This is a genomic window from Alkalimarinus alittae (genome assembly GCF_026016465.1).
Classification (GTDB): Bacteria; Pseudomonadota; Gammaproteobacteria; order Pseudomonadales; family Oleiphilaceae; genus Alkalimarinus; species Alkalimarinus alittae.
This window is the reverse complement of record NZ_CP100390.1, coordinates 3,116,292-3,142,914: the sequence shown is the minus strand read 5'-3', so window position 1 is coordinate 3,142,914 and position 26,623 is coordinate 3,116,292. Positions and strand designations below refer to the sequence as shown.

The following is a 26,623-nucleotide window of genomic DNA, read 5'->3' as shown; positions in this document are numbered from 1 at the left end:
ACAATGCATAATAAGAATGATGGTGGTGGGTAATTTAATATGACAGAAGAAATTCTTATTAACGTCACTCCAGTTGAAACGAGAGTCGCGCTGGTAGAAAACGGTATGCTACAAGAAGTGTATATCGAGCGGACGGGTCGTAGAGGTATTGTTGGTAATATATATAAAGGTAAAGTCGTGCGGGTTTTACCGGGTATGGAGGCAGCTTTCGTAGAGATAGGGCTTGAGCGTGCCGCGTTTATCCATGCTTCTGATATTGTTCGCCCAGACAGTAAAGATGACTCCAATGCTCCCAATAATGCTCAGGGTAGGCCGGTTCCCGATATTAGCTCACTATTAAGAGAGGGGCAGTCTTTGGTTGTGCAAGTCACTAAGGACCCCATCGGCACTAAGGGCGCACGACTAACCACGCAGTTATCGATCCCTTCCAGGTACTTAGTTTATATGCCTGGGACCGACCATGTAGGTATTTCTCAACGTATAGAAGATGATGAAGAACGTGAGCGCCTTAAAGCGTTGGTAGAAAGCTACCGTCAGGAAAGCACCGCCCCGTTAGCCGGTTATATTGTACGAACCGTAACAGATGGTGCAGGGGAAGATGAACTTAAATCGGATATTAAATTCTTAGAAAGGCTTTGGGTTTCTGTACAGGAGAAAATAAAAACGGCGAAAGTGCCATCTGTCATTTATCAAGACCTTCCTTTGTGTATTAGAACCATCAGAGATTTAGTCAGGCCTGCCACAGAAAAAATAAGAATTGACTCTAAAGAAAGCTTTCAGCGAGTTAAATCGTTTTCAGAAGAGTTTCTGATTGATGTCACTGATCGCCTTGAGTATTACCCAGGGGAGCGTCCCGTCTTTGACCTATATGGCGTTGAAGATGAAATTCAAAAGGCGCTCGGCAGAAAAGTTCAGTTAAAGTCAGGTGGCTATTTGATTATTGATCAAACAGAAGCCATGACTACCATTGATGTTAATACCGGTGGGTTTGTTGGGCATAGAAACCTGGAAGAAACTATATTCAAAACAAACCTTGAGGCGGCCAGGGCTATAAGTCGTCAATTACGACTTAGAAATCTCGGCGGGATTATTATCCTCGATTTTATTGATATGGAAGATCCAGAGCATCAGCGTTCTGTACTGAGGATGCTAGAAAAAATGCTTGAGAGAGACCACGCAAAGACTAAACTGAGTTGTGTTTCAGAGTTAGGGCTCGTTGAGATGACGCGTAAACGTACGACTGAGAGCCTAGGGCAGGCGCTATGTGAGCCTTGTGGTGTTTGTGAAGGTAGTGGGTTTATTAAAACCTCAGAAACGGTGTGTTATGAAATACTAAGAGAAATTTTACGCATCAATAGAGCGTATGATGCATCGGGTTATTTAGTGATGGCTTCTCAAGGTGTAATTGATAGGTTGTTGGATGAAGAGTCTGATAATGTGGCCGACCTAGAGACCTTTATAGGTAAAAGTGTAAAGTTTCAAGTAGAGGTTATGTATAGCCAAATTCAATACGATGTCGTGTTAATTTAACTCTTTATCACAATGTGGTTCAATACAGGCTGGCAGGTATGGCTGCGGCCCTTATAGCAGGAAACGCCTGCTAACTAACGGATTGTAACGAATTTGTATCGATTGATTGGTAGGTTTACTCATCTTATATGGCTGCTAGCACTAATACTACTTGTGCTAGTGGCTGCCTATATGGCTGTGGGTAGGCAGTTCTTTCCTTTTGTTTCATCTTATAAGCCTGATTTAGAAATTCTTCTGAGTGAGCAGCTCGGTGCACCTGTTACTATTGGTGACGTTGAAGGCAGTTGGCGGTGGCTAGACCCCGTCTTGATTGTTTCAGATATAGAGTTGAAACATGACTTGCCTAAAAGCGGCGATCAAAAAACAGCCTCTCACTTACGCATCAACACCTTCTATATTCACCTGTCGGTGCTTCAAAGTCTATTAAATGGCGCGTTACAATTTCAGTCTGTAGAAGCTAGCGGTATTACACTGCCGTTACATCAGAATAGTGACGGTGAGTGGGATATCCCTGGGCTGCCCGTTAACAGAAGTGCTTCATCAACAAATTTTGACGAAATCTTTTCGGTCTTGGAACAGCCTAGTTTAGTGATTTCGGACGTAACGGTAGAGCTGCTTAGCTCAACAAAAAGTCAAAGTTCCTGGGTTATCCCCAGTGCCATAATGACCTTTGATGGGCGCGCTTTTAGTGCCAGCGGCGAGATTTTAGATTCCGACTCTAAAAGTCCATTTGCACGATTTTCGGCAAAAGGTGCTGGCTGGATCTTATCAAAAGAGTTTACGGGTAAGCTCTTTTTGGACTGGGCATCGAGCCCACTGATTAATCAATACTTAAGCGCATATCAATGGAAGGGTATTCACCTTGAAAAAATAAACGCTTCGGGTCGGCTATGGCTAGAGCTTTTGGAGGGCGATATTTTATCGCTGCAAGGAGAAATCGACGCTGAAACACTACAGTGGCAAAGTGAAAAAGGGTCTGTATTGCCACTCAAGAATATAAAAGCTGATTTTTTTTGGAGTCAGCTAAGCGAAACCAACATACTGTCGATTTATGATCTCAGTATGGAGTGGTCCAGTTACCGTTGGACACCGTCTAACTATGCGTTACATTTTTCAGAAGAAGCCGTAAACGTTAACGGGCAGCAGGTTAATTTATCAATGTTGACGGCGTTACTGTTAGCGACTAATGTTTTGCCGCCGAAAGGGCAGAAAGCGCTAGCTGACTACCACCCAGGCGGAAGCCTTACTAATGTGGAGTTAACCATTCCGCTAAACCAACGATCAGCCATACGTATTGACGAAACCTCACCTTTATTTCAGCTAGAAGCCAACATTGAAGACGTTTCTTCACAGGCTGTAGGGGGTGCCCCTGGTGCGACTGGAATGACGGGTTACTTATCGCTTAATGACCGCGAGGGGGCTGTTTTTGTCGATAGCGATGATTTTACATTATCGTTCCCAAACTTATTTCTTGATGGTTGGTCGTTTGAAAAAAGCCAAGTCATTGTTGATTGGAGCATTGCTGATTCAGGTGATATTAATGTTTATTCCTCTGGTATTAACTTATACCTGACAGAAAAGAGCTTGGTATTCGGAGCGTTTTCTTTATTGCTGTCTGATACTAAAGAGGATGTTTTGGGGTTGAGGGTCGGCGTAAATAATGTAGATGCTTCAAGAGCTTATCAGCTTGTACCGTATCACGCTGTCGACTCAGGTATTTATGATTGGCTTAAATCATCAATTAAGGGTGGAGTGGTTGAAAGTGGTCTTTATGTCGGTTACGGGTCAATAGAGAGTGATGCCCCCGCGCATAGTTTTACCTCGTCTATGGTGTTTAATACGAGCGGTGCGCGCTTGCTATTTGATGCTGGCTGGCCTGAATTAACAGAGCTTAATAGTAAAATATTTCTGCAGAATGGTTATTTAAATATTGATGCTCCCAAGGTGAGCTATCGAGGGGCCGCTTTAACTGGGACGCACGTAGAGTTAGTGGCAGATCTTGACGAGGCAGAGTCTTGGTTAAATGTAGTGACGCATACTCGCCCCAACGAACAAGACGTTCAGTATTGGTTAAACGATTCGCCTGTCAGCGAACATCTAGGTAAGCTGTCTGAACAATTAATATTTCAAGGAGAGATTGGCGTTACTATTGAGTTGGGTATACCGCTTCATGATATGGCGCAGAATATCGAGTATAACCTCGCTTTCGATGTTCAGGATGCGGAATTTAAGCACAGCCCTAGTGATGTGGTATTTAAAGATGTCACTGGATTAGCCACTCTTTCGAGCAAGACAGGATTGAGTGCTGAAAGTGTGGCGCTAGAGGTTTTTGGGCATCCTGCAGTGTTAAATATGCAGTCAGATATTTTTCAAGAAGGTATGGATACGCAGCTCGTTTTAGTAGGGGATATAAGTGTTTCTGCGCTAACAGATCAACTCCCAATAGACAATCATTTACCTGTTGCGGGGCAAACTGCTTATACCGCGGCGTTAACGCTATCAAGTGACGACCAAAAGAATGCCCAGTTTTCGCTAACGAGTGACTTGCAGGGTATAAGTATTTTACTTCCTGAGCCGTTCAGTAAAGTATCATCGAACGCTCTACCTCTTAAAATCCAGGTGGAAATAACGGATGATGCTATAGCACTCGATGCTGGGTTAGGTGATTTGGCGAGCGTGAACGCTAGTTTTGAAAATGGAGACTTTAAAGCGGGAAGTGTATTGATAGGGGGCGGAGAAGCTGAAATTGCCTCAGAAGATGGCCTGTTTATCACCGGTGCTCTCAACCAGTTAACGGTAGCGCCATGGATAGACTATATATCGTCAAATGCTGCTAATGATGAAAGTAGCCTTATTAAAGAAGTTGCTTTAAAAGTAGGCTCATTAAATATCTATGATCAACTATTCAATTCCGTTGAGGCTGTTATAAAGTCTGAGGGTGATAGTTGGTCAATAGTGTTTGAAGGTGATGATTTAGCCGGCACTGTAAGCTTGCCCTCAAAGGGGAATAAACCGAATATAGACTTAAGAAAAATTCGACTTACTATTCCTGAGACGGCCGAGTTAGGACAGGACGTATCCCCCTCAGATATTCCAGAAATGGTCTTCCTGATTGATGACCTTGTTATTAATGATGTGAGCTATGGAAAGTGGTCTGCAGACTTAGTGAAAAAAGATAGCAGCGTCGTTGCTAATGGCGTCGTTGCAAATGGCATCGTAGCTAAGGATGTGAAGGTCTCGCTTGCGGGGACAGATTTAAAAGGGCGTTTGAGCTGGGTAAAAGATGTTTATGGTATCAGTACGACGATTTTGACCGCGACCATTGCCGGTGGCAATATCGGCGCTATCTCAAAAGCATTGAATAAATCAGAAGTCTTAAATAGTGAGAAATTTTCGTCTGAGGTTTCGCTGGTTTGGAGTGAATCGCCCACAGAGCTTGAGCTTGCTGACTTGTCAGGACGTGTTGTTTTATCATTGGAAAACGGCACCCTATTGGATGCAAAAAGTGCAACGGAGGTATTCAAGGTATTCGGCATACTCAATGCGGAGGCTATTAAACGCCGTTTGACACTCGACTTCTCAGACCTTTATCAAAAAGGGTTAGGCTATGACCGTATTGAAGGTGTTGCCCGAATAGACAAAGGGACATTAACACTCGAAAATCCTTTGGCCATACAGGGGCCTTCTAGCGCATATAAATTTACAGGTTCCGCTGACTTAAACGCAGAAACGCTTAATATGGATATGGTCGTTATATTGCCTTTAACTAAAAATTTACCTTTAGCCGCGTTATTTTTAGGTGCGCCACAGATTGGCGGTGCAGTATGGGTTATTGATAAGTTGTTAGGCGAACCATTAAGCAAGCTGACCAGTGCAACATACGAACTGAAAGGACGTTGGGATGACCCTCAAATTAAACTTAAAAACGTGTTTGATCGAACCGAGCGTTTTGAGGGGCTAACACCGAGCCAGAGAATGAGAGCCGAGTGATGAATGATGTGATCTCTAGGTCGCCCTACCGTGTGGCAGCCATCCAAATGACGAGTGGAGATAATAAACAACATAATTTAGAAACTGTTGAGCGGTTAGTGGTCGAAGCAGTCGATCACCACCAGGCAGCGTTGGTACTCTTGCCTGAGAACTTCTCACTGTTTGATGGCAGTGCATCCCTTGAGTTAGGGCGGCAGCAAGCGACCGGTTTAGGTGATGTTAGGCGGTTTATCGCTTCGCTATCTGCAAGGTTAAAGGTTTGGATTGTAGCAGGCTCTATACCTTGCTCAGTCAGACCAGATGGTGTACTGATTGATGGTCGGGTAAGATCTGCCTGTTGGGTTTATGATGACCAAGGGAAAGAGGTCTCTCGGTATGACAAAGTACATTTATTTGATGTAGATGTAGGGGATCAACACGGTTCATATTGCGAGTCTGCTCAGTTTGAAGCAGGGACAGAGGTTGTTGTTGCAAATAGCCCTATGGGGACGCTCGGGTTATCTATTTGTTATGATTTAAGATTCCCTGAACTATATACACGGCTTGCTAAACAAGGCGCTCAAATCATAACAGTTCCAGCGGCATTTACGTATAAAACCGGTGAAGCCCATTGGGAGGTTTTATTAAGAGCCAGAGCGATTGAAAGCCAGTGCTACGTTATAGCTGCAAATCAAACGGGCGCTCACTCTAAAGGGCGTAAGACTTGGGGGCACTCGATGATTATAAACCCTTGGGGAGAAGTCGTTGCAATGGCTAAAGCGGGGGAAGGTGTTATTAGTGCTGATATTGACTTAACGTCGCTTTCAGAGTTAAGGGCTGCTATGCCAATATCATCACATCGACGAATCTAATTGCGCTTGCTATAAAACCTAAGCGTCGACTTCATTGTCCATATCGTCAATCATTCTTAAGTACTTGAACAGTTTTTTAGCTGCGCCTGTATTTTTTTCATTCTTGACGTCTTTTTTCGCATTTCGAACAAGTTGTCTCAGGTGCTGAATATCGGCATTAGGGTGCTCTTCGAAATATTCAGTTAGGCAATCATTGCTCCCTTCGATTAGACGGTCTCTCCAGCGCTCAAGTGAGTGAAGTGCCTGAGCAAACGCTTTGCTGCTCGCATCAAATAGATCGACAGCGTTTTGAATCGCTTCTGCGTCTTCGCCGCGCATAAGCTTGCCAATGTATTGCATATGCCTTCTTGTCGCTTCACGCTGGGTAATGCGAGCAGATTCTTCAATCGCTTTTTTAAGCGTTTCGCTCACAGGGACTTTTTCGAGTTGGTTACGCTTGAGCTCAGTTAAGCGCTTCCCAAGAGCCTGAAGCTCATGCATTTCGCGTTTGATTGATGTTTTGCTAATGATATTTTCTTCATCAAACTCTTCAGGTAGTTCAAAATCGGTCATCTGGCTTTTTCCTGCGGGCGCTCTTAAAGGGTCAATCAAGCATAGATAATCGTGGCGAGTCCTAAAAACGATAGGAATCCAACAACATCTGTAATAGTGGTGAGAATAACACCTCCTGCAAGGGCAGGATCAATATTTCTAGCGCGCAATATTACAGGGAGCATTGTCCCTGCTACTGCCGCAACGATCAGGTTGATTAACAGTGCAGCCGCAATAATAGCACCAATCATAAGGTCGTTAAACCAAACAATGGCTGCAGCAGCCACAACAAGTGCCCATACTAAACCATTTAGCACGCCAACAATAAATTCTCGGTTTAATAACCAGCCAATGTTATTACGGCTAATATGGCCTAATGCCATGCTTCTGATAACAAGCGTTAAAGCCTGGCTTCCAGCTATTCCGCCCATACTTGCGACGATCGGCATTAACACGGCGAGTGCTACAACTTTTTCGATTGTTGCCTCAAACATCCCAATAACTGAGGATGCAATAAAGGCGGTAATAAGATTTATACCTAGCCATACTGCTCGTCGTTTGGCCGTTTTAAACACAGGCGTAAACGTATCGTCTTCTTCATCCAGACCGGCCATACTCATTAATGAGTGATCCGCGTCATCACGAATCACATCGACGACATCATCGATGGTGATACGGCCGAGTAGCCGACCTTCTGAACTTAATACGGGGGCTGAAACTAAGTCTCTTCGTTCGAATAAGTTGGCTACTTCAGTCTCAGAGGTATAGACAGAAATAGTCACCGCATCTGTATTCATGACTTCTCGCACTGTCGAGGACGGGCTTGAAACCAACATTGTTGTGATAGGTAGAGTGCCGATAAATTCATCTTTTCGGTTAACCACAATTAACTTATCGGTCATTTCAGGTAATGAGCGGTGACGCCTTAGGTAGCGAAGTACTACGTCAATTGTTATATCTGGCCTGATCGTGATGGTATCAGTGTTCATCAGGCCGCCGGCAGTATCTTCCGCATAGGAAAGTACTTCTTCTAAGCGGTGCCGGTCTTGTGAATCCATCGAATCCAACACTTCCTGAATAATTTTTTCAGGAAGTTGCTGAAGTACGTCGGCGAGATCATCTGTCTCAAAATCTTCGGTAATAGTGATCAGTTCTTGAGGATTTAACTTGCTCAAGAAGTCGTTACGTACCTCATCGGTCAGGTACTGTAAAATTTCACCCTCTAAATCTTTATCAATCAGCTCCCAGAGAACAGAACGCTCTTTTGGTGGCGCGGACTCTAAAAGGTGTGCGATATCACTCGGACTAAGACCACGGTTCAAAATACGAGCGGCTTGGTCAAGTGCGCCACTGTCTAGCGCATCATTTAAACTGCGTATTTTTTTGTGGCGCTTTGTTTGTTCTAGTGTTTTATCCATTCGTAAACCTGGATTTAGAGTGATGGCAATTTCTATTTGGCTAGATGTTACGGATCAGGCGTGGTGAAAACGCATGTAATAACGGTAAGTATAACGTAAGCGCTAAATTGTAAAAAGAAGAATGCTCAAAGAGAGATAAAAAACAAATGCTTAAAATAAGACTTTATGCATTAGGTTGGTGTTGAGGGCGGGGTTATGTGTTGAAAAGAAGGGGTTATTCCCCTTCTCCAAAACGGTCAGCAATCAGTACTTTTAGTGCATCAAGTGCTTCGTTTTCATCTGACCCTTCAATAATAAGTTCAATATCTGTGCCGCAACTGGCTGCAAGCATCATGACTGACATTATACTTTTACCGTCCACTTCTTTTTCGTTTCGAGCAACTTTTATACTGCTTTCAAAGCGTGTTGCAGTACTAACAAGTTTGGCTGCAGCTCTTGCGTGCAAACCAAGTTTGTTGATAATTGGGACGGTTTCTTTAATCATAATCGTTTCTAAGCGTTTGTTAATGACGGTCTTCAGGGGGGGAGGGTAATTCTTTGTGACGCACCTGAACATTGGATTGCAGCTCTTTAAATGTTTCTCCTAGCTTTTCACAAATATAAACAGAACGGTGTTGTCCGCCTGTACAACCGATAGCGATTGTTAAATAACTTCTATTAGAGTTTGCGAATTGAGGAAGCCATTTTTTTAAGAAAGAGGTTATATCGCCTAGCATTTCGCCAGCTTCTGGGTGTTGCTCGAGAAAGGTATGTATCGGCTTATCTCTGCCTGTAAACGCCCTGAGGGACTGATCCCAGTATGGGTTAGGCAAACACCTCACATCAAATACAAAGTCTGCATCAATGGGCACACCATGTTTGAAGCCAAAAGACTGAAACTGCAGCGCAATGTCTTGTCCGGTTCTTCCAACCACTCTTTCTTTGATAAGGTCTCGGAGTTGATACATAGTCATATCACTTGTATCAACAATTAGGTCTGCAGCAGATGATATGGGGGTCAGTAGCTCTTTTTCTGCTTCAATGGCTTCTTTAAGAGATACGGTGTCATTGCTGAGAGGGTGCTTACGTCGTGTCGCATCAAACCGTTTTAAAAGCGTTTGGTTAATTGCGTCAAGATAAATAATATCCATGTCAAAATGACGGTTTTTGAACTGTTTTGCGGTCTCAGTAAACTGGTCGATACCCGTGGCAAGGTTGCGAGCATCGATGCTAACAGCAATCCGCTCTAAACGTGACTCTTCGCTCACAAGCGCTTCATCTGCTAGAGGTAATAAAAGACCGATCGGCAGGTTATCGATGCAGTAATAGCCGAGATCTTCTAAAACATGAAGTGCTGTGCTTTTCCCTGACCCTGATCGTCCGCTAACAATAACAAGTTTCATTATGCTACCTAAATGAGTGTGGGAGGGCGCTTCGCTGATATCAATTGAGAATACGACTCATCGAAGGCGGCCATTAAACGCTATTGTGATTGAATAATTTCGTTATGAGTGAATAATTGCATTATAGAGTGATTCGTTATCTTTACAGCTCCTTAATTCACGACATAGGGCTGCGTTGTTAAACTTTTCAGCAAGTTGGCTAAGTAGTTCTAAGTGCTCACTGGTTGCTTCTTGTGGCACAATTAATACAAATAGTAGGTCTACAGGCTCATTGTCAATGGCGTCAAAGGGCACTTTTTCATTCAGTGTCAGTAAAGCCCCTATTACTTTGTGACAATTTTCTAGTCGACAGTGGGGAATGGCAATTCCTTGACCAATGCCTGTGCTGCCTAATCGCTCTCTACCGATGAGGCTATTAAATATTGTGTTTTCATTAATGTCTGGATGTTGTTGCGCAATTCTGTGTGCAATTTCTTCCAGAACCTTTTTTTTGCTGCTCCCGGGAAGGCCGCAAATAGCCAACTCGGGAGACAGGATAGATTGAATTGAAACTGGCGTATCAGTCATTATTAATGTTTATTCTTTTCTATTGGCAAGGGACTAACGAGCTGACGCACCATGTAGTCTGTCAACGTTTTTCTCTTTGTGTTTAAGAATCTGACGGTCTAACTTGTCGACTAACTGGTCAATGGCTGCGTACATGTCTTCTTGTTCCGCTGTTGCATGAATGTCTGCACCGCTAAGGTGAAGCGTTGCTTCAGCAATTTGACGAAGTTTTTGAACAGATAAGGTAACTTGGACGTTGCTAATATGGTCGAAGTGTCGCTCGAGCTTTTCGAGTTTGGCGCTGACGTATTCTTTTAAAGAGTCAGTTAGATCAACGTGGTGTCCTGTAATATTCAATTGCATGTTTCGCTCCTGATGTCGTTATTTATATTCCTTGTAACGTTATATCAAAACACTCGATAATCGTTAACAAGAAACAGAACTTCATTACTTTCGTTTCACACTTTACTTTTTCGTAACACTTTTCTTTCTTTATACTGCTTTAATTGAGTCGCCAAACGTTCAGTAGGAATTAACGTTATGTTTAATTGATCTTAGCATATCAATAGGGCAATTTATTGATCCGTAACCGTTTAATTTTAAATGTTTATCACTAATGACTGCTATATGAGTCGTTTACGTTCATTCGATGGCGGAATTGACATTGCCTCACGGTATTTTGCAATGGTTCGCCTAGCTACTTTTATGCCTTGTTCGTCAAGAATAGTCGCAATTTTGCTATCACTTAATGGCTTTTTCGCTGACTCGGCTGCGACTAGCTTTTTAATGATCGCTCTAATTGCGGTTGATGAGCATTCTCCACCCGAAGCGGTGCTTACATGACTAGAAAAGAAGTATTTAAGCTCAAATATGCCTCTAGGTGTATGCATGTATTTTTGTGTTGTTACTCTCGAAATAGTCGATTCATGCATTTCAACCGCTTCAGCAATGTCATGCAAAATCAACGGTTTCATCGCTTCTTCACCGTGATCTAAAAAGCCTTGCTGGTGTTCAACGATCTTACTCGAAACCTTCAGAAGAGTCTCATTACGACTTTGTAAGCTTTTGATAAACCACTTGGCTTCTTGCAACTGATCTTTTAAATAGGTGTTGTCAGCACTGCTATCTGCACGCTTAACGAGAGATGCATAACCTGAGTTGACGCGTATCTTTGGCGCTATCTCAGGGTTAAGCTCAACCTTCCACCGGTCATTGACTTTTTTAACGACCACATCAGGTATAACATATTCAGGGGTGTCGCCACTGATCTCTTCACCGGGACGAGGGTTGAGTGACTGAATAAGTTTTATGACCAGCTTTAAGTCGGATTCTTTAATACGGCTACGTCTTATGAGTTGAGCGTAGTCTCGATTACCTAGTAAGTTAAGGTAGTGGTTAATAACTAGCTTTGCCTGAGGAAGCCAAGGCGTTTCGCTGGGCAGTTGATTGAGTTGTATCAGCAAGCATTCTTGAAGATCTCTACTGGCAACCCCGGGCGGGTCAAAATGCTGTATGCGCTTGAGAACAGCTTGTATTTCATCCAGCTCTACTTCGTGCGCGTCTATTTCATCTTGATACGATTCGGTAAAGCCCGATAATATTTCTTCTAGCGTACTGGAGAGGTAGCCGTCAGTGTTAATAGAGTCAATGATTGACATGCCTATTAACTTGTCGACATCAGACATTGGCGTTAGGTTAAGTTGCCATAGCAGATGGTCTTGCAATGATTCGCCTACGCTGTTTCGAGACTCAAAGTCACTATCTTCTTCTGGCGCAGGACCCGAAGGCGCGTTGTTAGGGTATATATCGTCCCAAGCTGTATCGACGGGCAAGTCATTAGGTATGCTATCTGACCAGTCCTCCGAGTTCATAATATCTTCGGAACCTTGCTCAGCAGGCGTCTCTGTTGCAGTGGCGGTCAAATCTTCTGAAGTACTCTGTGTATTTGAATCTGATTCGGCGTTAGAGTCGGTGCTTTCTGAGCTGTTTCTATCGTCATCAGAAACTTCCAACATAGGGTTTGACTCAAGGGCTTCTTGAATCTCCTGTTGAAGGTCTAGAGTAGAAAGCTGCAGTAGGCGTATTGCCTGTTGCAGTTGAGGGGTCATCGTCAGCTGTTGGCCAAGCTTTAGCTGAAGTGATGCTTTCATGACCATGTATTATTTTCCGCCTTATACAAAAACATCAATGAACAAGGTCTCCCTATTATTACGTCACTCAAATAGACTGTATACGTTTTAGTGTAAACCACTTCTGAGTGCGTTGTTTTATTATTTACTATTAATAACATTCTAGTAAGGAGATCTAAAAATTAGTAGTGATTGCCGAGATAAAGGGTCACAATTTAAATTCATCCCCTAGGTATACATCTTTAACCTGCTGGTTTGATAAAACGTCTTCAGCTGTTCCTGAAGCAATAATATGTCCATCGCTCACGATATACGCTTTCTCACAAATATCAAGGGTTTCCCTGACGTTATGGTCGGTTATTAAGACGCCGATGCCTTTTTCTTTCAGGTGTGTGACAATTTGCTTAATATCGCTGACTGAAATTGGATCAACACCTGCAAATGGTTCATCGAGCAGTATAAAGTGAGGCTCCGTAGCGAGTGCTCGTGCGATTTCTACCCTACGTCGCTCACCCCCTGACAAACTCATGCCTAAGCTATCTTTGATGTGGGTAATATGAAACTCTTGCAGAAGTGTTTCCATTTTTTCTATGCGCTCTGCTTTTGACAGATCTTTTCGCGTCTCAAGTATCGCCATTAGGTTATCTTTTACACTTAGCTTTCTAAAGACGGATGCTTCTTGAGGTAGGTAGCCGATGCCTTTTCGGGCTCTGCCATGCATGGGAAGGTTGGTCAGGTCCTCTCCATCTATTGATATTTTACCTTTGTCTGCTTCAACTAAACCGACAATCATATAAAAGCAAGTCGTCTTGCCTGCTCCGTTTGGGCCTAATAGGCCTACAATTTCTCCGCTTTGAATGGAGAGTGAAACATCTTTAACGACTGATCTTTTTTTATAGCTCTTAGCCAGGTTGTCTGCGTTTAATGTCTTCATTCTGTCTTGTCGCCGGTATCGTTTTTAACAGGGTGAACTATTATCTCAACTCGCTGGGATTTCTCTTCTCCACCTTCTGCAGTAACGACACGGCTAACCGTATTGTATTCGATGACAGCCCCGCGAAAGGTGTTTTTGTCTTGCTCTAACTTAGCGTCATCTACAAGTGTTAATGTCTCGCTAGCGCGGGTGTAGGTAATTTTTTTACCGTATGCATGGGTTGGTTGAGGTTCGCCTTCTTGTTGGTGTGTGAACTTAGCGGGCGAGCCAAATGCTTCTAGTTTGATCAGCCCCTCTTTGTTGGTATAAACGATGACTTTATCAGAGGTTAAGAGGGTAGTTCCTTGGGTGACGACAACTTCACCGGTATAGATCGAGCGGCCTTTTAGCTCGTCTAGCTCGGCATGGTCGGACTGAATTTTGATGGGTTCATTACTTTCTGCTGTAAAAGCCAATACTGGTGTAGATAAAACTGCAAGTATGGAGGCCATTAGACAGGTTAGTAGAGGGTGACTTAATTTTTTTTGAGTGTTTTTTTGAGAATTATATCGATTATTTTGGGGCATAGTAGCCTCGTACGTTAGATGTGAGTTCGACCTTTTTTTCATCAATCCAAGCATTCATGCCCACGCCTTCCAGAATGCTAGTCTTGTCGCTAATAGTAACGGGTTGCTTGGTAGTAATAAAGCGTGACTTATTGAGAAGTGTCAGCGATTCGGTTTTAAGTGTCCATGGGGTCTCTAGTGTTTCATTTCTGATGATAACCACATTTTGGTTGAGTGTTAAATTCTCATCATTCATGTCGTATTGGCCCATGTCAGCAGTTAGTCGCCAAGGAGGGCTATCTTCTCGATAAACGAGTAGATTGGGCTTTGTGAGAATGGCATTATTTTGCTTTGGGTAGTGTTTGGCCTCGTCACTCTTCATTGTTGACGATAGATTTCCGTCTTCATCAAATGACGTATATTGACCTTTAACGATAAAAAAGTCAGCCTCATCGTCTGCGATGATATTGGCCGATGGAGGTGTTTCGTTGTCGCTATTTTGCCAGATAATTAGAATAGTGGCGAAAATCGAAACGATTAAAATAGCGTACTTTTTTATTTTTTCGTTGTTCACGTTATTTACGATCAACCTGTTATTGATAGCAGGGTAGACGACTACCCTAAAAAATTAGTTGCCGGTGATCAAATTACACCGGCTTTAAGTAAGTCGTGCATATTAAGTGCGCCGACTACCTGCTGCGACTTATCGACTACGATAAGTCCGTTGATTTTTCCGTCTTCCATGATAGCAAGCGCTTCTGCTGCGAGAATATCTGCTGAAATAGTGCGGCAGTTAGGTGTCATAACGTCATCGATACGGGTCTTAAGAATATCGATATTTTTATCGAGAGAGCGACGAAGGTCGCCATCGGTAAATAAGCCGCAAAGCTTATTGTTGTCATCAACTATGGCGGTCATGCCGAGCCCTTTTTCTGATATTTCTAACAGTGCATCACTGAGTAATACGTTATGTTTGACCGACGGAATTCTCTCACCAGCATGCATAATGTCAGACACTTTAAGGAGTAATCGTCGGCCTAAGCTTCCACCGGGATGGGAAAATGCAAAGTCTTCAGCACTAAATCCTCTAGCTTCAAGTAGTGCAATGGCAAGGGCATCGCCCATTACCAAGGTTGCGGTGGTGCTGGAGGTCGGCGCAAGGCCTAGGGGGCAGGCTTCTAGTGCTACGCTGACGTCTAAGTTTGCGTCTGCTTCTTGAGCAAGGGTTGAGGTTTTAGACCCTGTCATACTAATGAGCGGCGCTTCCATTCGCTTAATTAATGGGAGTATGGTGACCACTTCAGCGGTGCTACCCGAGTTTGATATGGCAATGACTACATCATTGGCTGTAATCATGCCTAGGTCACCATGGCTTGCTTCTCCAGGGTGTACAAAGAATGAAGGGGTGCCGGTGCTGGCAAGTGTTGCGGCTATTTTTTTACCAATATGGCCTGACTTGCCCATACCTGTCACGACAACGCGACCCTTGCAGTCAAGCAGTAGTTGGCAGGCCTTGGCAAATGATGCGTCAATACGACCGATTAGTTCTGTTATAGCATCTCGTTCAATTTCGATGGCGCGTTTTGCTGATTCGATAAAGTTAGCAGAGTCTACCATTCTAATACCCAGAAAATTTGTAAAAAGTAATGTAATAATGAGAGTGTAACTTACTTTTGGCTCAAAAGTTTATAGTTGGCTTCTCGTTAATAATATTTAATGCCTAGGTGCAACAGTGCGTTGGGCTACTAGTGACGTGAAAGTTACAAATTAGACGCCTAACGAGACATATAAAAGTGCTAGGTAGGCTGCATAAGCAACGAGTAAAAAACCGCCGAGAGCACGACCGAGATAGCCTTTTTTCATCATTAGGTAAGCTGAAGCAGCGAGAAAAATGGTTAGCCCTAGCATAATACTGTAATCACGTAACAATACTTCACGGCCAAGCGTGACAGGGTTTAATAGTGCAGGTATTGGCAAAACTGCTAATAAATTAAATAAGTTAGAACCGATAATGTTGCCAAGCGCAATATCATGATGCCCTTTAAGTGCGCTCGCTACAGATGCCGCGAGTTCAGGTAAGCTTGTGCCGATGGCGACAATGGTTAACCCGATAATAAGCTCGCTTACACTGAGGTCTCGCGCGACACCACTGGCACCCCAGACCAATAGTTTTGAGCTGGCCAATAAAAGTGCAAGGCTAATGGTCAATTGAAATATGGCTTTAGGTGTACTGGTCTCTGGGACTTCCGCAACTTCTTCAGCGAGTTCTGGTGCGTCTAAGTTATTGCGAGTTAAAAAATACATGGAGATCGCAAGAATGACTATCATGATGATGCCGTCCCATACGCCCAGATGGTTATCTAGAAACAGAACTGTGACAGCCAGTGTTGCGGCGACTAATACAGGGAACTCTCTTTTAAGTACCATGGCTTTGAGTGGGATAGGGGAAACTAATGCGGTAATACCAAGCACCAGTGCAATGTTGGCAATGTTTGAACCTAAAGCATTACCGACGGCAAGGCTGCTTGAATCAGCAAGTGCGGCTGTACCTGAAACAATCATCTCGGGGGCGGAAGTACCAAAGGCTACAATGGTTAGACCTATCATCATGGGAGACATGCCAAGGTTTCGCGCAGTGGCAACCGAACCGTTAACGAACCGGTCAGCGCTCCATACCAATACGATCAATCCTGCAATAATGCCGGCAAAAAATAAAATCATGAAATCTTCTCAAAATGTGTGCAGTTAGCTTATTTAGTGACTGAGTCTACAGTTATGGCGTGAATTGTGCTGAACTTGTTGTCACCTTGCAATGACAAATTATAAAAATGTCTGCATTTGAAACCTTTGCGCCAATAGATAGAAATATTTGATTAAATAACCTGTTAGTTAATGTAGACTTCGCTGCAGCGATACAAGTCTAAGATTAGGATGATTGTTTTGAGTAACTTTATTGAAATACGAGGAATGTCTTTCGCTAGGGGGGATCGACTCATATTTAATGATATTGATGTAGATATCCCTCGGGGCAAAGTCACTTCTATTATGGGCCCTAGTGGTTCAGGAAAAACAACATTATTACGGTTGATTGGTGCTCAGTTAAAACCTCAAAAAGGCTCTATCACTGTCGATGGTCAGGATTTTTTGAGCCTTAAGAGAAAAGCGCTTTATATTGCCCGAGAAAACGTCGGTATGCTGTTTCAAAGTGGCGCCTTATTTTCTGATTTGACTGTTTTTGAAAATGTAGCCTTTCCTCTTAGAGTTCACACTAAGTTACCTGAAGAAATGATTCGCGATATTGTGCTAATGAAATTGCATGCCGTAGGGCTTCGCGGTGCAAGAGATTTAATGCCTTCAGAGTTGTCTGGCGGGATGACTCGACGTATAGCGCTTGCTAGGGCGATTGTACTCGACCCCTCATTAGTTATGTATGATGAACCGTTTGCAGGACAGGATCCCATTGCAATGGGTGTTCTGGTGCAGTTAATTAGACTGTTAAATGATGCTTTAGGCATGACGAGTGTGTTGGTTTCTCATGATGTACCAGAAGCACTTAGTATTAGTGATCATGTTTGTATTATTGCAGATGGTAAAGTGGTTGGTCAGGGCGAGCCTAGTGAATTAAAAGCAAACGGCTCGCCGCTTGTGAAACAGTTTCTACAAGGGTTACCAGATGGTCCTGTACCCTTTCATTACCCTGCTTCTGATTACCGTTCTGATTTATTGCAAGGGAGTGATAGTGCTAGATTATTTACGTAAATTAGGTCGGCAGGGTATTCATACAGTTTCTGTATTAGGGCGCTCTGGTGTGTTTTTGATGCAGTCATTGGTGGGAATTCCGGATGTCAGAAATGGCTTCCCATTACTCATCAAGCAACTTTATTCTGTGGGTGTGCTATCCCTGCTTATTATTATCGTGTCGGGGTTATTTATCGGCATGGTGCTTGGGCTGCAAGGGTATAACATTCTGGTGGATTACGGCTCAGAGCAAGCGATTGGCCAGATGGTATCGCTGACGCTCGTGCGAGAATTAGGCCCCGTTGTTACAGGGTTACTATTTGCTGGGCGCGCAGGTTCGGCATTGACTGCTGAAATAGGGCTGATGAAAGCGACAGAGCAGTTGACCAGTATGGAGATGATGGGCGTTGACCCATTGAGACGTGTGATTGCCCCCCGTTTATGGGCGGGATTTATTTCAATGCCGCTACTTGCGATGATTTTCAGTGTGGTCGGTATATGGGGAGGGATGCTGGTAGGTGTAAACTGGCTCGGTGTCTACGAAGGTTCCTTTTGGGCGAACATGCAATCATCTGTTAGCTTTCATGATGATGTGCTTAATGGCGTGATCAAAAGTATTGTATTTGGTTTTGTTTGCACTTGGATTGCTGTTTTTCAAGGGTATGACTCGGTTCCAACGTCAGAAGGTATTAGTGCTGCTACGACTAGAACGGTAGTGTATTCATCACTAGCAGTGCTCGGGTTAGACTTTGTGTTAACCGCTGTGATGTTCACAGCATTTTAGAAGATGACTGTGATAAAGTTAGCTTTATTCTATAGTACGACAGATATATCGACATCGGAGTAAAAATGTATAACCGGACAATAGAAATTATGGTCGGGCTATTTATTATAGCTGGCATTGGTGCAATGGCTGCGTTGGCTTTTCAGGTGAGTGGCCTCTCGACTAAAATGGATACAGAAACCTATAAAGTCTACGCCCAGTTTGATGACTTAGGTGGTTTAACTGTTAGAGGTAAAGTTTCGATGGCGGGCGTGACTATCGGTAAGGTCAGCAATATCATACTTGATAAAGCCTCGTATATGGCATTGGTTGAAATGGAAATAGACGGCTCCGTTGATAACCTCTCGACCGATAGTAATGCTGCGATTCAAACGGCTGGTTTATTGGGTGAGAAATATATTTCCATTAGCGTGGGTGCTGATGAAGAGTATTTGGTGGATGGAGATACTATTTTTGATACGCAGTCGGCATTGAATATAGAGAAATTAATCGGTACGTTTGCGTCAGGAAAGTAACGGGAATTTGTTGTCATTAGGCCAGGTGGATTGGCTTTTGCATTTTTGATTGGCTTTTGCATTTTTGATTGGTGGAGTAGCGTTATCATGATGGCTAGTTTTATGCGGTTGACTCAGTATTTAATAGTGTCTGTTTTGTTTAGCTCGATTGCTGTGGCAGGCAGCATTGAGAGTGACGTAAAAAAGATTGTCGAAGATAGTACGTCTCAGTTAGTTGAAAAGCTAAATCAAGAAAAAGCGACGTATGATGAAAATCCTGAGCGATTTTACCGTGAAATGGATATCGCATTAAGTAAGTTGGTCGATTTTAAACGAATTGCTGCTCGTGTGATGGGTAAGAATGCCAGAACGGCGACCAAAGACCAACGCGCTAGGTTTCTAGATTCGTTTAAGCAAAGCTTATATGTAGCCTATTCTAAAGCGCTAGTCGAAAGTGGTGCGTTTGAAATAAGTGTCGAAGACGTGATGGTTAATCCTCGTAGTGATAAAAAAGCATCGGTGAATCTCGTTGTAACCTCTGCGAGTGGTAATCAGTACCCTGTTGTTTATTCAATGAACTATGGCAAAAACAACAAGTGGATGCTTGAGAATGTGATTGTCAACGGCGTTAATGTAGGGTTAGCTTTTAGAGATCGTTTTAGTCAAGAAATGAGAACACAGCAAGGCGATATAGATAAAGTGATTGAAAGTTGGAGTGCTCAAATAGATGTTGAGAGCGCTGACGCTTCAGCGCAATAAATCAATGTCGTAAAGGTATGGAGATAGTCTAAATGGTTGCTGAGGTAAATGCCCTAAATACTGACACGTTAATGCTTGTCGGAGATGTTACTGCTGATAATGTTGTATCTATACGAAGTAACGGTGAAGCTATCATCAGTCGAATGGCGTCAAAAGGTATAATTGACTTGGCGAGGTTGAGTTCAGCAAATACCATTACGCTTTCTTTGCTGCTGTCTTGGTTACGGTTTGCTAAGCATAATAATGTGTCTTTAACAATTGCTCATCTTCCGAGTCAGTTATTCGATATGGCAAGAGTGAGTGGTTTGGAGTTGATACTGCCTTTTGAATCTGCTTAAAGCTGAGCAGATTCTTTCTTTTTGTCTTCTTTAGCGACTTGCTTTTCGGTATCATGGCGTATTTTCGTCTTATAGTTGTATCCCATTACACTCGATACGACCATGTAGACTTAATTTTCAATATTAATGAAAGTAGATAAAGGCTAAGCAATGCAAGCAGAAGACGTAGCAAAAATTCTTACTGAGTCGCTTCAGGGCTGTGAGGTCAAAGTAGCAGGTGAAGGCAATCATTTTCAGTTGACTATTGTTGGTGAAGTGTTTGAAGGTCTTTCTTCTGTGAAAAGACAGCAAACAGTTTATGCATGTCTTAACTCATATATCGCAGACGGTACCATTCATGCGATCACTATGAAGACGTATACGCCTGCAGAATGGCAAAAGGTTAGCTAGACTCAGCTTGTGGAATCGTTATTCCTCATTACTTTAACTACAACTAAAATCAGGATGTCTCGTGGATAAGCTTGTCATAACCGGTGGTCAGCAATTAGATGGTGAAATACGTATTTCAGGTGCTAAAAATGCCGCGCTGCCAATATTGGCGGCCACACTATTAGCCGATGAGCCTGTTAGTGTGAGTAATTTGCCGCATTTACATGACATTACCACCATGATCGAGTTATTAGGTCGTATGGGGGTTGAAGTCTTAATTGATGAGAAAATGAGCGTAGAAGTTAATGCTAATACTATTAAGCATTTTACTGCGCCGTATGAACTCGTAAAAACCATGAGGGCCTCGATTTTAGTGTTAGGGCCTATGCTGGCTCATTTTGGGCAGGCTGAAGTATCGTTACCGGGTGGCTGTGCAATCGGAAGTAGACCGGTTGACCTTCATATCCGCGGACTTGAAGCAATGGGCGCCAATATAGTGGTAGAAGACGGCTATATAAAAGCGTCTACTAATGGCCGATTAAAAGGTGCTCACATCTTCATGGATACCGTGACGGTGACAGGTACCGAAAACTTGCTAATGGCTGCGACCCTAGCTGATGGTAAAACAACCCTTGAAAACTCTGCAAGAGAGCCCGAAATTGTTGATTTGGCAGAATGTCTGATCGCGATGGGCGCAGATATAACAGGCCATGGTACAGACACTATTATCGTAAACGGTGTTAGCCGGTTACATGGCTGTCACTATGAGGTTTTACCTGATCGTGTTGAAACGGGGACTTATCTTGTTGCCGCTGCCGCTGCCAGAGGGCGGGTTAAACTAAAAGATACACGAGAAGGTTTATTAGAGGCAGTATTGCTTAAGCTTGAAGAAGCGGGTGCTCATATCTCAACCGGTAAAGACTGGATTGAACTCGATATGAAAGGAAACCGCCCAAAAGCCGTTAATATAAGAACCGCACCTTACCCTGCATTTCCTACTGATATGCAAGCGCAGTTTGTTACGCTGAATGCAGTAGCCGAAGGCACTGGGTCCGTCACTGAAACTATATTTGAAAATCGTTTTATGCACTGCCATGAGCTAAATCGAATGGGTGCTCAAATTCGTTTAGAAGGCAATACGGCGATTATTAATGGCGTAGATCGCCTAAACGGTGCACCGGTTATGGCGACCGACCTTCGAGCGTCTGCGAGCTTGGTCATTGCAGGTCTAGTAGCTAAAGGTGAGACCTATGTTGAGCGCATTTATCACATTGACCGTGGATATGAGTGTATCGAAGAGAAGCTGCAGTTGCTGGGTGCGAAAATAAGACGCCTTCCAGGTTAGCCAATAATACACGTTTATAGAGATTGAGAGAGTTACATGAGCGATACGCTGACAATTGCTTTGTCCAAAGGGCGGATATTAAAAGAAACTCTGCCGTTGATCGCGGCAGCCGGCATTGAGCCTTTAGAAGATATATCGAAAAGCAGAAAACTGATTTTTGATACGACGGATAGTCGGGTTAAATTGATTATTATCAGAGCGACCGATGTGCCTACTTACGTTCAGTATGGCGGTGCAGATATGGGCGTGACGGGTAAAGATGTATTAATGGAGCACGGGGCTGATGGCCTTTACGAGCCTCTAGATCTGAAAATATCTGAGTGCCGTTTGATGACGGCCGCTAAAACCGGTGCGAAGCCAGTTAAAGGGCGTCTAAAGGTCGCTACTAAGTTCGTTAACTTGGCTAAACAGTATTATGCTCGACAGGGTATTCAGGCCGATATTATTAAGCTTTATGGCGCAATGGAGCTTGCTCCTATTTTAGGGTTAGCTGATGAAATTGTTGATATCGTTGATACAGGCAATACCTTAAAAGCAAATGGGCTTGAGCCTCGTGAGCTTATTCATAATATCAGCTCTCGTTTGGTGGTTAATCGCGCCTCAATGAAGATGAAACACCATCATATTCAATCTATTATTGATCAATTAGCTGAAGCGGTTAAGTAATTTAACTGCTTCACTTGTTGTTCAATATATGCCTCGATTCTACTTCAGGCCTGCTAACCGCTTGGCCTGATGATTTAATGTTTATTTTATATTAGATTTCCTTGATAGGTACCGCCCTCATGAATGATAAAAGTACGACGACTGGAGTATCCATAACTCGACTCATCTCATCGGATACAGCTTTTGATGAGCAGTTAAGTAAAGTATTAGCATGGGATGAAGCTGCGGACCACCAAGTGCACGAGGTGGTTAAAGATATCCTATCGCACGTAAAGGGGCGGGGAGATGCTGCGATACTAGAATACACTCAACGCTTCGACAGTGTTGATGCCCGTTCGATGGCTGAATTAGAAATCTCGCAACAACGACTGATTGAAGCACTCGATAAAGTCACACCAGAACAGAAACAAGCGCTTCAGACTGCTGCAGATAGAGTGCGTAGCTATCACGAGAAGCAAATACAGTCTTCTTGGAATTATACTGAAGCAGATGGTACGGTTTTGGGTCAGCAAGTAGTCGCGATGGATCGAGTAGGTTTATATGTGCCTGGTGGTAAGGCGGCATATCCTTCATCAGTATTGATGAACGCTATCCCAGCCAAGGTTGCAGGTGTAAAAGAGTTGATTATGGTGGTGCCCACACCTAAAGGTGAGGTTAATGAACTTGTATTGGCTGCTGCTGCAATTAGTGGTGTTGATCGGGTATTTACAATTGGCGGTGCGCAAGCTGTTGCAGCGTTAGCCTATGGCTCAGAGACGGTACCGGCGGTAGATAAAATCGTAGGGCCTGGAAATATTTACGTCGCAACCGCGAAGCGAGAAGTGTTTGGTACGGTAGGTATTGATATGATTGCCGGCCCTTCTGAAATATTAGTAATTTGTGATGGAAAAACGGACCCCGATTGGATTGCGATGGATCTGTTCTCGCAGGCTGAGCATGATGAAAATGCTCAATCGATTTTGATTTCTCAAGATAAGCAGTATCTAGATCAGGTTCAAGAAAGCATTGATAAGCTGCTTCAGACGATGGAACGAAAAGATATCATTAAAGCCTCAATTGAAGGGCGTGCTGCATTTATTCAAGTGAAGGATTTATCTGATGCGATAGCTGTGAGTAATCGAATTGCGCCTGAACACTTAGAGTTATCTGTTGAAGACCCTGATGCATTATTGCCAGAGATTAGGCATGCCGGTGCGATCTTTATGGGGCGTTATACCGCAGAAGCGCTCGGTGATTATTGTGCTGGGCCAAACCATGTATTGCCTACATCGGGTACAGCGCGCTTCTCGTCACCTTTGGGAGTCTATGACTTTCAAAAGAGATCTTCTATTATTAAGTTCTCAGCAGATGGTGCAAGCGAAATGGGTAAGGTAGCCTCAATACTGGCCCGAGGTGAGGGTCTGACCGCACATGCGCGCTCTGCAGAATATAGAATAAAAGACGAATCATAAACGTAGATCTCGTCATATTAGAAAGAGAAACTGGAGTTTAAATGGCAACGTTAGATGCAATTGTTGAGTTCGCTAATAAGTTAATGTTAGAACGCCCTATATCTGACTATTGCCCTAATGGCTTGCAGGTTGAAGGTCGAAGCGAAGTAAAAAAAATTGTATCTGGCGTCACTGCAAGTCAAGCTCTGGTTGATGAGGCTATTGCAAGAGGGGCTGACTTATTGTTGGTTCATCATGGTTATTTTTGGAAGGGCGAGCAGCCAACTATTGTAGGTATCAAAAGGGCGCGCATAAAAGCGTTATTAGAAAACGATATGAGTTTGCTTGCCTATCACCTCCCTTTAGATGTTCATGCCGAACTAGGCAATAACGTTCAGTTTGCTGAGCTTCTTGAATTATCCGTTGATGGACCGTTAGACCCTGAGGCTAAACCCAGTGTTGGTCTCGTAGGGCGATTTAAGCAGCCTATCACGGTTAAGCAGTTTGCAGATTTATTACAGCAAAAGCTCAGCCGCCCCCCACAAGTGATTACTAATAACGACGAAGAGTTGATTGAACGTGTCGGCTGGTGTACTGGAGGGGCCCAGGGTTATATTGAAAAAGCGATAGCGGCTAAAGTAGATGCTTATGTTAGTGGCGAGATATCAGAGCCGACCGTGCATATAGCGAGAGAAAGTGGAGTACATTATTTTGCCGCTGGCCACCATGCTACAGAACGCTGTGGGGCAATGGCTTTAGGTAAAAGGTTAGCTGAAGAGTTTGGTCTTGAGCATGAATTTGTAGATATTGATAACCCGGTTTAACGTACTGTAATAATGTTTATGCTGATGTCGATGTCATTTTTGTTTCGACTACAGCCACTCCTGCTTCTAGCGCACTCATTCTGACTCCAACTGGTCATTCCCGCGAAGGCGGGAATCCATTCTTTAAAGAGATATAAACCCCCGCCTTCGCAAGGGCGACTGTAGAGGGCCTTATTGATAAGTGTTAGTTAGGCATCTTTGTTTTTCTCTTTATCTTCTTCCTTATCTTTCAGCCCAAACGCTTCAGAAAGTGTGCCTTTGTCATTATTCGACTTAGGGGCATAATCTCTTGGAGGCTCTGCATACATATCTTCAATTTCGCTGATATCGTCATGATGATCTATTACGGGGGCGTCGGGCGCTTGAGTTGCAAGGTTGAGTAAGTTATTTGCATTATCTTCACTGCAAAGCTCGGTTGCCCCTTTTGCTAAGTGGTTATGTATCTCTCGGTAATCGTCATTCAAACGATTAAAAAGCTGGGCAGTTTGAACAAAGTGGTCGCTCACTTGTGCTTGGTAGCGAGTATGTTTTTGTTGAAGGTCATCCATTTGTTGTTCGACTCTTTTACTACGCCCGCCGTCACCTTTAACCAATCGATAAATAAGTACACCTAAAATAGCGCCTGATAGAAATGCGATGATGATTATAGCAACGTAGTTTTCCATTTCGTTCATTGTTATTTACACCTTAATAATTTGCATCGAATAATTATTTTAGCCCAATCATCAGGACAATTGTTAGTGTTTAACGGGCAAATATTATAATCATGAATTTTTAACCTTTGTTGCTCCTTATTTTTTGAAAAATTGGCGTTTACGGGTGATAAAAGGCAAAATATGCGCCCCGAAATTCTGAACAGCCCTTTTAAGAAAGAGAATTATTCGAATGCCCCATCTATCTCCGATTAAACAGTACCAACATGACTTGCAGAATAGCGGTTTTATGCGTGACTCCGCGCAGGAAACGGCAGTGAATCATCTTCAAGCGCTTTATGAAAAGCTGGTGGAAGCAGAGAAAGGTAAAAAGCACGGGCGGCTTGCCAAAATGGCGGCTAAAGTTAAGCGAAAGAAAGTAGCCCCTATACAAGGATTATATTTCTGGGGTGGAGTGGGTCGTGGAAAAACGTATTTGATGGATGTTTTTTTTGAAAGTTTACCTTTTGAGCGAAAAATGAGGGTTCACTTTCACCGCTTTATGCAGCGTGTCCATAAAGAACTTGCTGAATTAGAGGGTCGCCCTAATCCGTTGGTTGATGTCGCTAAGCGCTTCAGTGATGAAGCACGGGTTATTTGTTTTGATGAATTCTTTGTGACTGATATCGGTGATGCAATGATATTGGCGGGCTTGATGAAAGAGCTATTTTCAAACGGTGTCTCGCTAGTATGTACCTCAAACATCGTTCCAGATGGACTGTATAAGGATGGATTACAGCGCGCTCGATTCTTACCTGCGATTGAGTTGGTTAAAGAGCACACTATAGTGGTTAACGTAGATGGTGGTACAGATTACCGTCTTCGCTCACTAGAACAAGCAGAGTTGTACCATTTTCCGCTAGGTGAGCAAGCCAATAATAGCTTGACGACGAGTTACAACAATCTTGCTCTTGAAGCGGGTGTTCATGGTTTAGCATTGGATGTAAACGGGCGTCAGTTGACAGCAAAGCAGCACTCAGATGACGTTGTTTGGTTCGACTTTAAAGAATTATGTGATGGTCCAAGAAGCCAAAATGACTATATAGAACTCGCACGCGAATTTCATGCGGTGTTAGTGAGCGATGTACCGGTTATGGGTGGAGACACTGATGACCAGGCTCGACGATTTATTAATATGATTGACGAGTTTTATGATCGAAATGTAAAAGTTATTATTTCTGCTGAAGCAGCAATACATGAGCTATATCGTGGAGGGCGTCTCAGCTTTGAATTTGAACGAACCGAAAGTCGATTGCTTGAGATGCAATCTCAAGAGTACCTAGAGGCACCGCATAAACCTTGATTACTTTCTATATTAAGTCAATACG

At 43.3% G+C, this 26,623-nt stretch carries 27 protein-coding genes; 14 read left to right on the top strand and 13 right to left on the bottom strand.

Features of this window, described 5'->3' with window-relative positions; all coding sequences use genetic code 11:
* Positions 1–39 precede the first annotated feature (39 nt).
* The 3 genes from rng (at position 40) to NKI27_RS14255 (ending at position 6,371) form a co-directional block, all read left to right on the top strand.
* A complete protein-coding gene (rng, locus tag NKI27_RS14265) occupies positions 40–1,530 on the top strand; it encodes a ribonuclease G (protein WP_265046704.1) in 1,491 nt (496 codons plus the stop codon).
* A gap of 93 nt (positions 1,531–1,623) precedes the next feature.
* Positions 1,624–5,520 carry a YhdP family protein gene (locus NKI27_RS14260; RefSeq protein ID WP_320109431.1) on the top strand — a complete coding sequence of 1,299 codons (3,897 nt, stop codon included), beginning with the start codon at positions 1,624–1,626 and terminating at the stop codon, positions 5,518–5,520.
* Positions 5,520–6,371 (top strand): carbon-nitrogen hydrolase family protein, encoded by an 852-nt coding sequence (locus NKI27_RS14255; protein ID WP_265046702.1) that lies wholly within the window; start codon positions 5,520–5,522, stop codon positions 6,369–6,371. The genes NKI27_RS14260 and NKI27_RS14255 overlap by 1 nt, the downstream gene beginning before the upstream one ends.
* 18 nt (positions 6,372–6,389) lie before the next feature.
* Here NKI27_RS14255 and yjgA read toward each other — a convergent pair whose 3' ends face one another.
* The 12 genes from yjgA to NKI27_RS14195 all read right to left on the bottom strand — a co-directional run bounded on the left by yjgA (position 6,390) and on the right by NKI27_RS14195 (position 16,577).
* Positions 6,390–6,923, bottom strand: coding sequence for a ribosome biogenesis factor YjgA (yjgA, locus tag NKI27_RS14250; protein WP_265046701.1), 534 nt, complete (start codon positions 6,921–6,923; stop codon positions 6,390–6,392).
* 35 nt (positions 6,924–6,958) lie between these two features.
* Entirely contained in the window at positions 6,959–8,320 is a 1,362-nt protein-coding gene (mgtE, locus tag NKI27_RS14245; RefSeq protein ID WP_265046700.1) for a magnesium transporter, read from the bottom strand.
* A 214-nt stretch (positions 8,321–8,534) separates the two neighbouring features.
* Positions 8,535–8,804 carry an HPr family phosphocarrier protein gene (locus NKI27_RS14240; RefSeq protein WP_265046699.1) on the bottom strand — a complete coding sequence of 90 codons (270 nt, stop codon included), beginning with the start codon at positions 8,802–8,804 and terminating at the stop codon, positions 8,535–8,537.
* A gap of 19 nt (positions 8,805–8,823) precedes the next feature.
* Positions 8,824–9,702 carry an RNase adapter RapZ gene (rapZ, locus tag NKI27_RS14235; RefSeq protein ID WP_265046698.1) on the bottom strand — a complete coding sequence of 293 codons (879 nt, stop codon included), beginning with the start codon at positions 9,700–9,702 and terminating at the stop codon, positions 8,824–8,826.
* 102 nt (positions 9,703–9,804) lie between these two features.
* A complete protein-coding gene (ptsN, locus tag NKI27_RS14230; protein WP_265046697.1) occupies positions 9,805–10,269 on the bottom strand; it encodes a PTS IIA-like nitrogen regulatory protein PtsN in 465 nt (154 codons plus the stop codon).
* A gap of 33 nt (positions 10,270–10,302) precedes the next feature.
* Positions 10,303–10,611, bottom strand: a complete 309-nt coding sequence (hpf, locus tag NKI27_RS14225; protein ID WP_265046696.1) for a ribosome hibernation promoting factor — start codon at positions 10,609–10,611, stop codon at positions 10,303–10,305.
* 260 nt (positions 10,612–10,871) lie between these two features.
* Positions 10,872–12,398 (bottom strand): RNA polymerase factor sigma-54, encoded by a 1,527-nt coding sequence (locus NKI27_RS14220; protein ID WP_265046695.1) that lies wholly within the window; start codon positions 12,396–12,398, stop codon positions 10,872–10,874.
* Positions 12,399–12,585: 187 nt separating this feature from the next.
* A complete protein-coding gene (gene lptB / locus NKI27_RS14215) occupies positions 12,586–13,311 on the bottom strand; it encodes an LPS export ABC transporter ATP-binding protein (protein ID WP_265046694.1) in 726 nt (241 codons plus the stop codon).
* Complete coding sequence (lptA, locus tag NKI27_RS14210; protein WP_265046693.1) at positions 13,308–13,877, bottom strand: lipopolysaccharide transport periplasmic protein LptA; 570 nt, start codon at positions 13,875–13,877, stop codon at positions 13,308–13,310. Before lptA ends, lptB begins: the two co-directional genes overlap by 4 nt.
* Complete coding sequence (lptC, locus tag NKI27_RS14205; RefSeq protein ID WP_265046692.1) at positions 13,864–14,430, bottom strand: LPS export ABC transporter periplasmic protein LptC; 567 nt, start codon at positions 14,428–14,430, stop codon at positions 13,864–13,866. The genes lptA and lptC overlap by 14 nt, the downstream gene beginning before the upstream one ends.
* A gap of 68 nt (positions 14,431–14,498) precedes the next feature.
* A complete protein-coding gene (locus NKI27_RS14200; protein ID WP_320109430.1) occupies positions 14,499–15,473 on the bottom strand; it encodes a KpsF/GutQ family sugar-phosphate isomerase in 975 nt (324 codons plus the stop codon).
* Between the two features lie 150 nt (positions 15,474–15,623).
* Positions 15,624–16,577: a calcium/sodium antiporter gene (locus NKI27_RS14195; RefSeq protein WP_265046691.1), complete on the bottom strand. Its 954-nt coding sequence runs from the start codon at positions 16,575–16,577 to the stop codon at positions 15,624–15,626.
* A gap of 219 nt (positions 16,578–16,796) precedes the next feature.
* On the opposite strand from NKI27_RS14195, the gene NKI27_RS14190 reads away from it, so the two are divergent.
* From NKI27_RS14190 to NKI27_RS14145, 10 genes are all read left to right on the top strand, one after another.
* Complete coding sequence (locus NKI27_RS14190) at positions 16,797–17,615, top strand: ATP-binding cassette domain-containing protein (protein ID WP_406802488.1); 819 nt, start codon at positions 16,797–16,799, stop codon at positions 17,613–17,615.
* Positions 17,596–18,378: a lipid asymmetry maintenance ABC transporter permease subunit MlaE gene (gene mlaE, locus NKI27_RS14185; protein ID WP_265046689.1), complete on the top strand. Its 783-nt coding sequence runs from the start codon at positions 17,596–17,598 to the stop codon at positions 18,376–18,378. Before NKI27_RS14190 ends, mlaE begins: the two co-directional genes overlap by 20 nt.
* Before the next feature lie 65 nt (positions 18,379–18,443).
* Entirely contained in the window at positions 18,444–18,893 is a 450-nt protein-coding gene (gene mlaD / locus NKI27_RS14180) for an outer membrane lipid asymmetry maintenance protein MlaD (RefSeq protein WP_265046688.1), read from the top strand.
* A 30-nt stretch (positions 18,894–18,923) separates the two neighbouring features.
* Positions 18,924–19,631, top strand: a complete 708-nt coding sequence (locus NKI27_RS14175) for an MlaC/ttg2D family ABC transporter substrate-binding protein (protein ID WP_265046687.1) — start codon at positions 18,924–18,926, stop codon at positions 19,629–19,631.
* A gap of 32 nt (positions 19,632–19,663) precedes the next feature.
* Positions 19,664–19,969: an STAS domain-containing protein gene (locus NKI27_RS14170; protein WP_265046686.1), complete on the top strand. Its 306-nt coding sequence runs from the start codon at positions 19,664–19,666 to the stop codon at positions 19,967–19,969.
* Between the two features lie 150 nt (positions 19,970–20,119).
* Positions 20,120–20,359 carry a BolA family protein gene (locus NKI27_RS14165; RefSeq protein ID WP_265046685.1) on the top strand — a complete coding sequence of 80 codons (240 nt, stop codon included), beginning with the start codon at positions 20,120–20,122 and terminating at the stop codon, positions 20,357–20,359.
* Between the two features lie 61 nt (positions 20,360–20,420).
* Positions 20,421–21,683 carry a UDP-N-acetylglucosamine 1-carboxyvinyltransferase gene (murA, locus tag NKI27_RS14160; RefSeq protein WP_265046684.1) on the top strand — a complete coding sequence of 421 codons (1,263 nt, stop codon included), beginning with the start codon at positions 20,421–20,423 and terminating at the stop codon, positions 21,681–21,683.
* 36 nt (positions 21,684–21,719) lie between these two features.
* Complete coding sequence (hisG, locus tag NKI27_RS14155) at positions 21,720–22,349, top strand: ATP phosphoribosyltransferase (RefSeq protein ID WP_265046683.1); 630 nt, start codon at positions 21,720–21,722, stop codon at positions 22,347–22,349.
* 119 nt (positions 22,350–22,468) lie between these two features.
* The gene (hisD, locus tag NKI27_RS14150) at positions 22,469–23,800 is read left to right on the top strand and encodes a histidinol dehydrogenase (RefSeq protein WP_265046682.1); all 1,332 of its coding nucleotides are present in this window, start codon (positions 22,469–22,471) and stop codon (positions 23,798–23,800) included.
* Positions 23,801–23,841: 41 nt separating this feature from the next.
* Entirely contained in the window at positions 23,842–24,603 is a 762-nt protein-coding gene (locus NKI27_RS14145) for a Nif3-like dinuclear metal center hexameric protein (protein WP_265046681.1), read from the top strand.
* A 188-nt stretch (positions 24,604–24,791) separates the two neighbouring features.
* Here the strand turns inward: NKI27_RS14145 and NKI27_RS14140 are convergent, their stop codons facing one another.
* A complete protein-coding gene (locus NKI27_RS14140; RefSeq protein ID WP_265046680.1) occupies positions 24,792–25,277 on the bottom strand; it encodes a YhcB family protein in 486 nt (161 codons plus the stop codon).
* A gap of 211 nt (positions 25,278–25,488) precedes the next feature.
* Here NKI27_RS14140 and zapE point away from each other — a divergent pair, with 211 nt between their 5' ends.
* Entirely contained in the window at positions 25,489–26,598 is a 1,110-nt protein-coding gene (gene zapE / locus NKI27_RS14135; protein ID WP_265046679.1) for a cell division protein ZapE, read from the top strand.
* Positions 26,599–26,623: the final 25 nt, after the last annotated feature.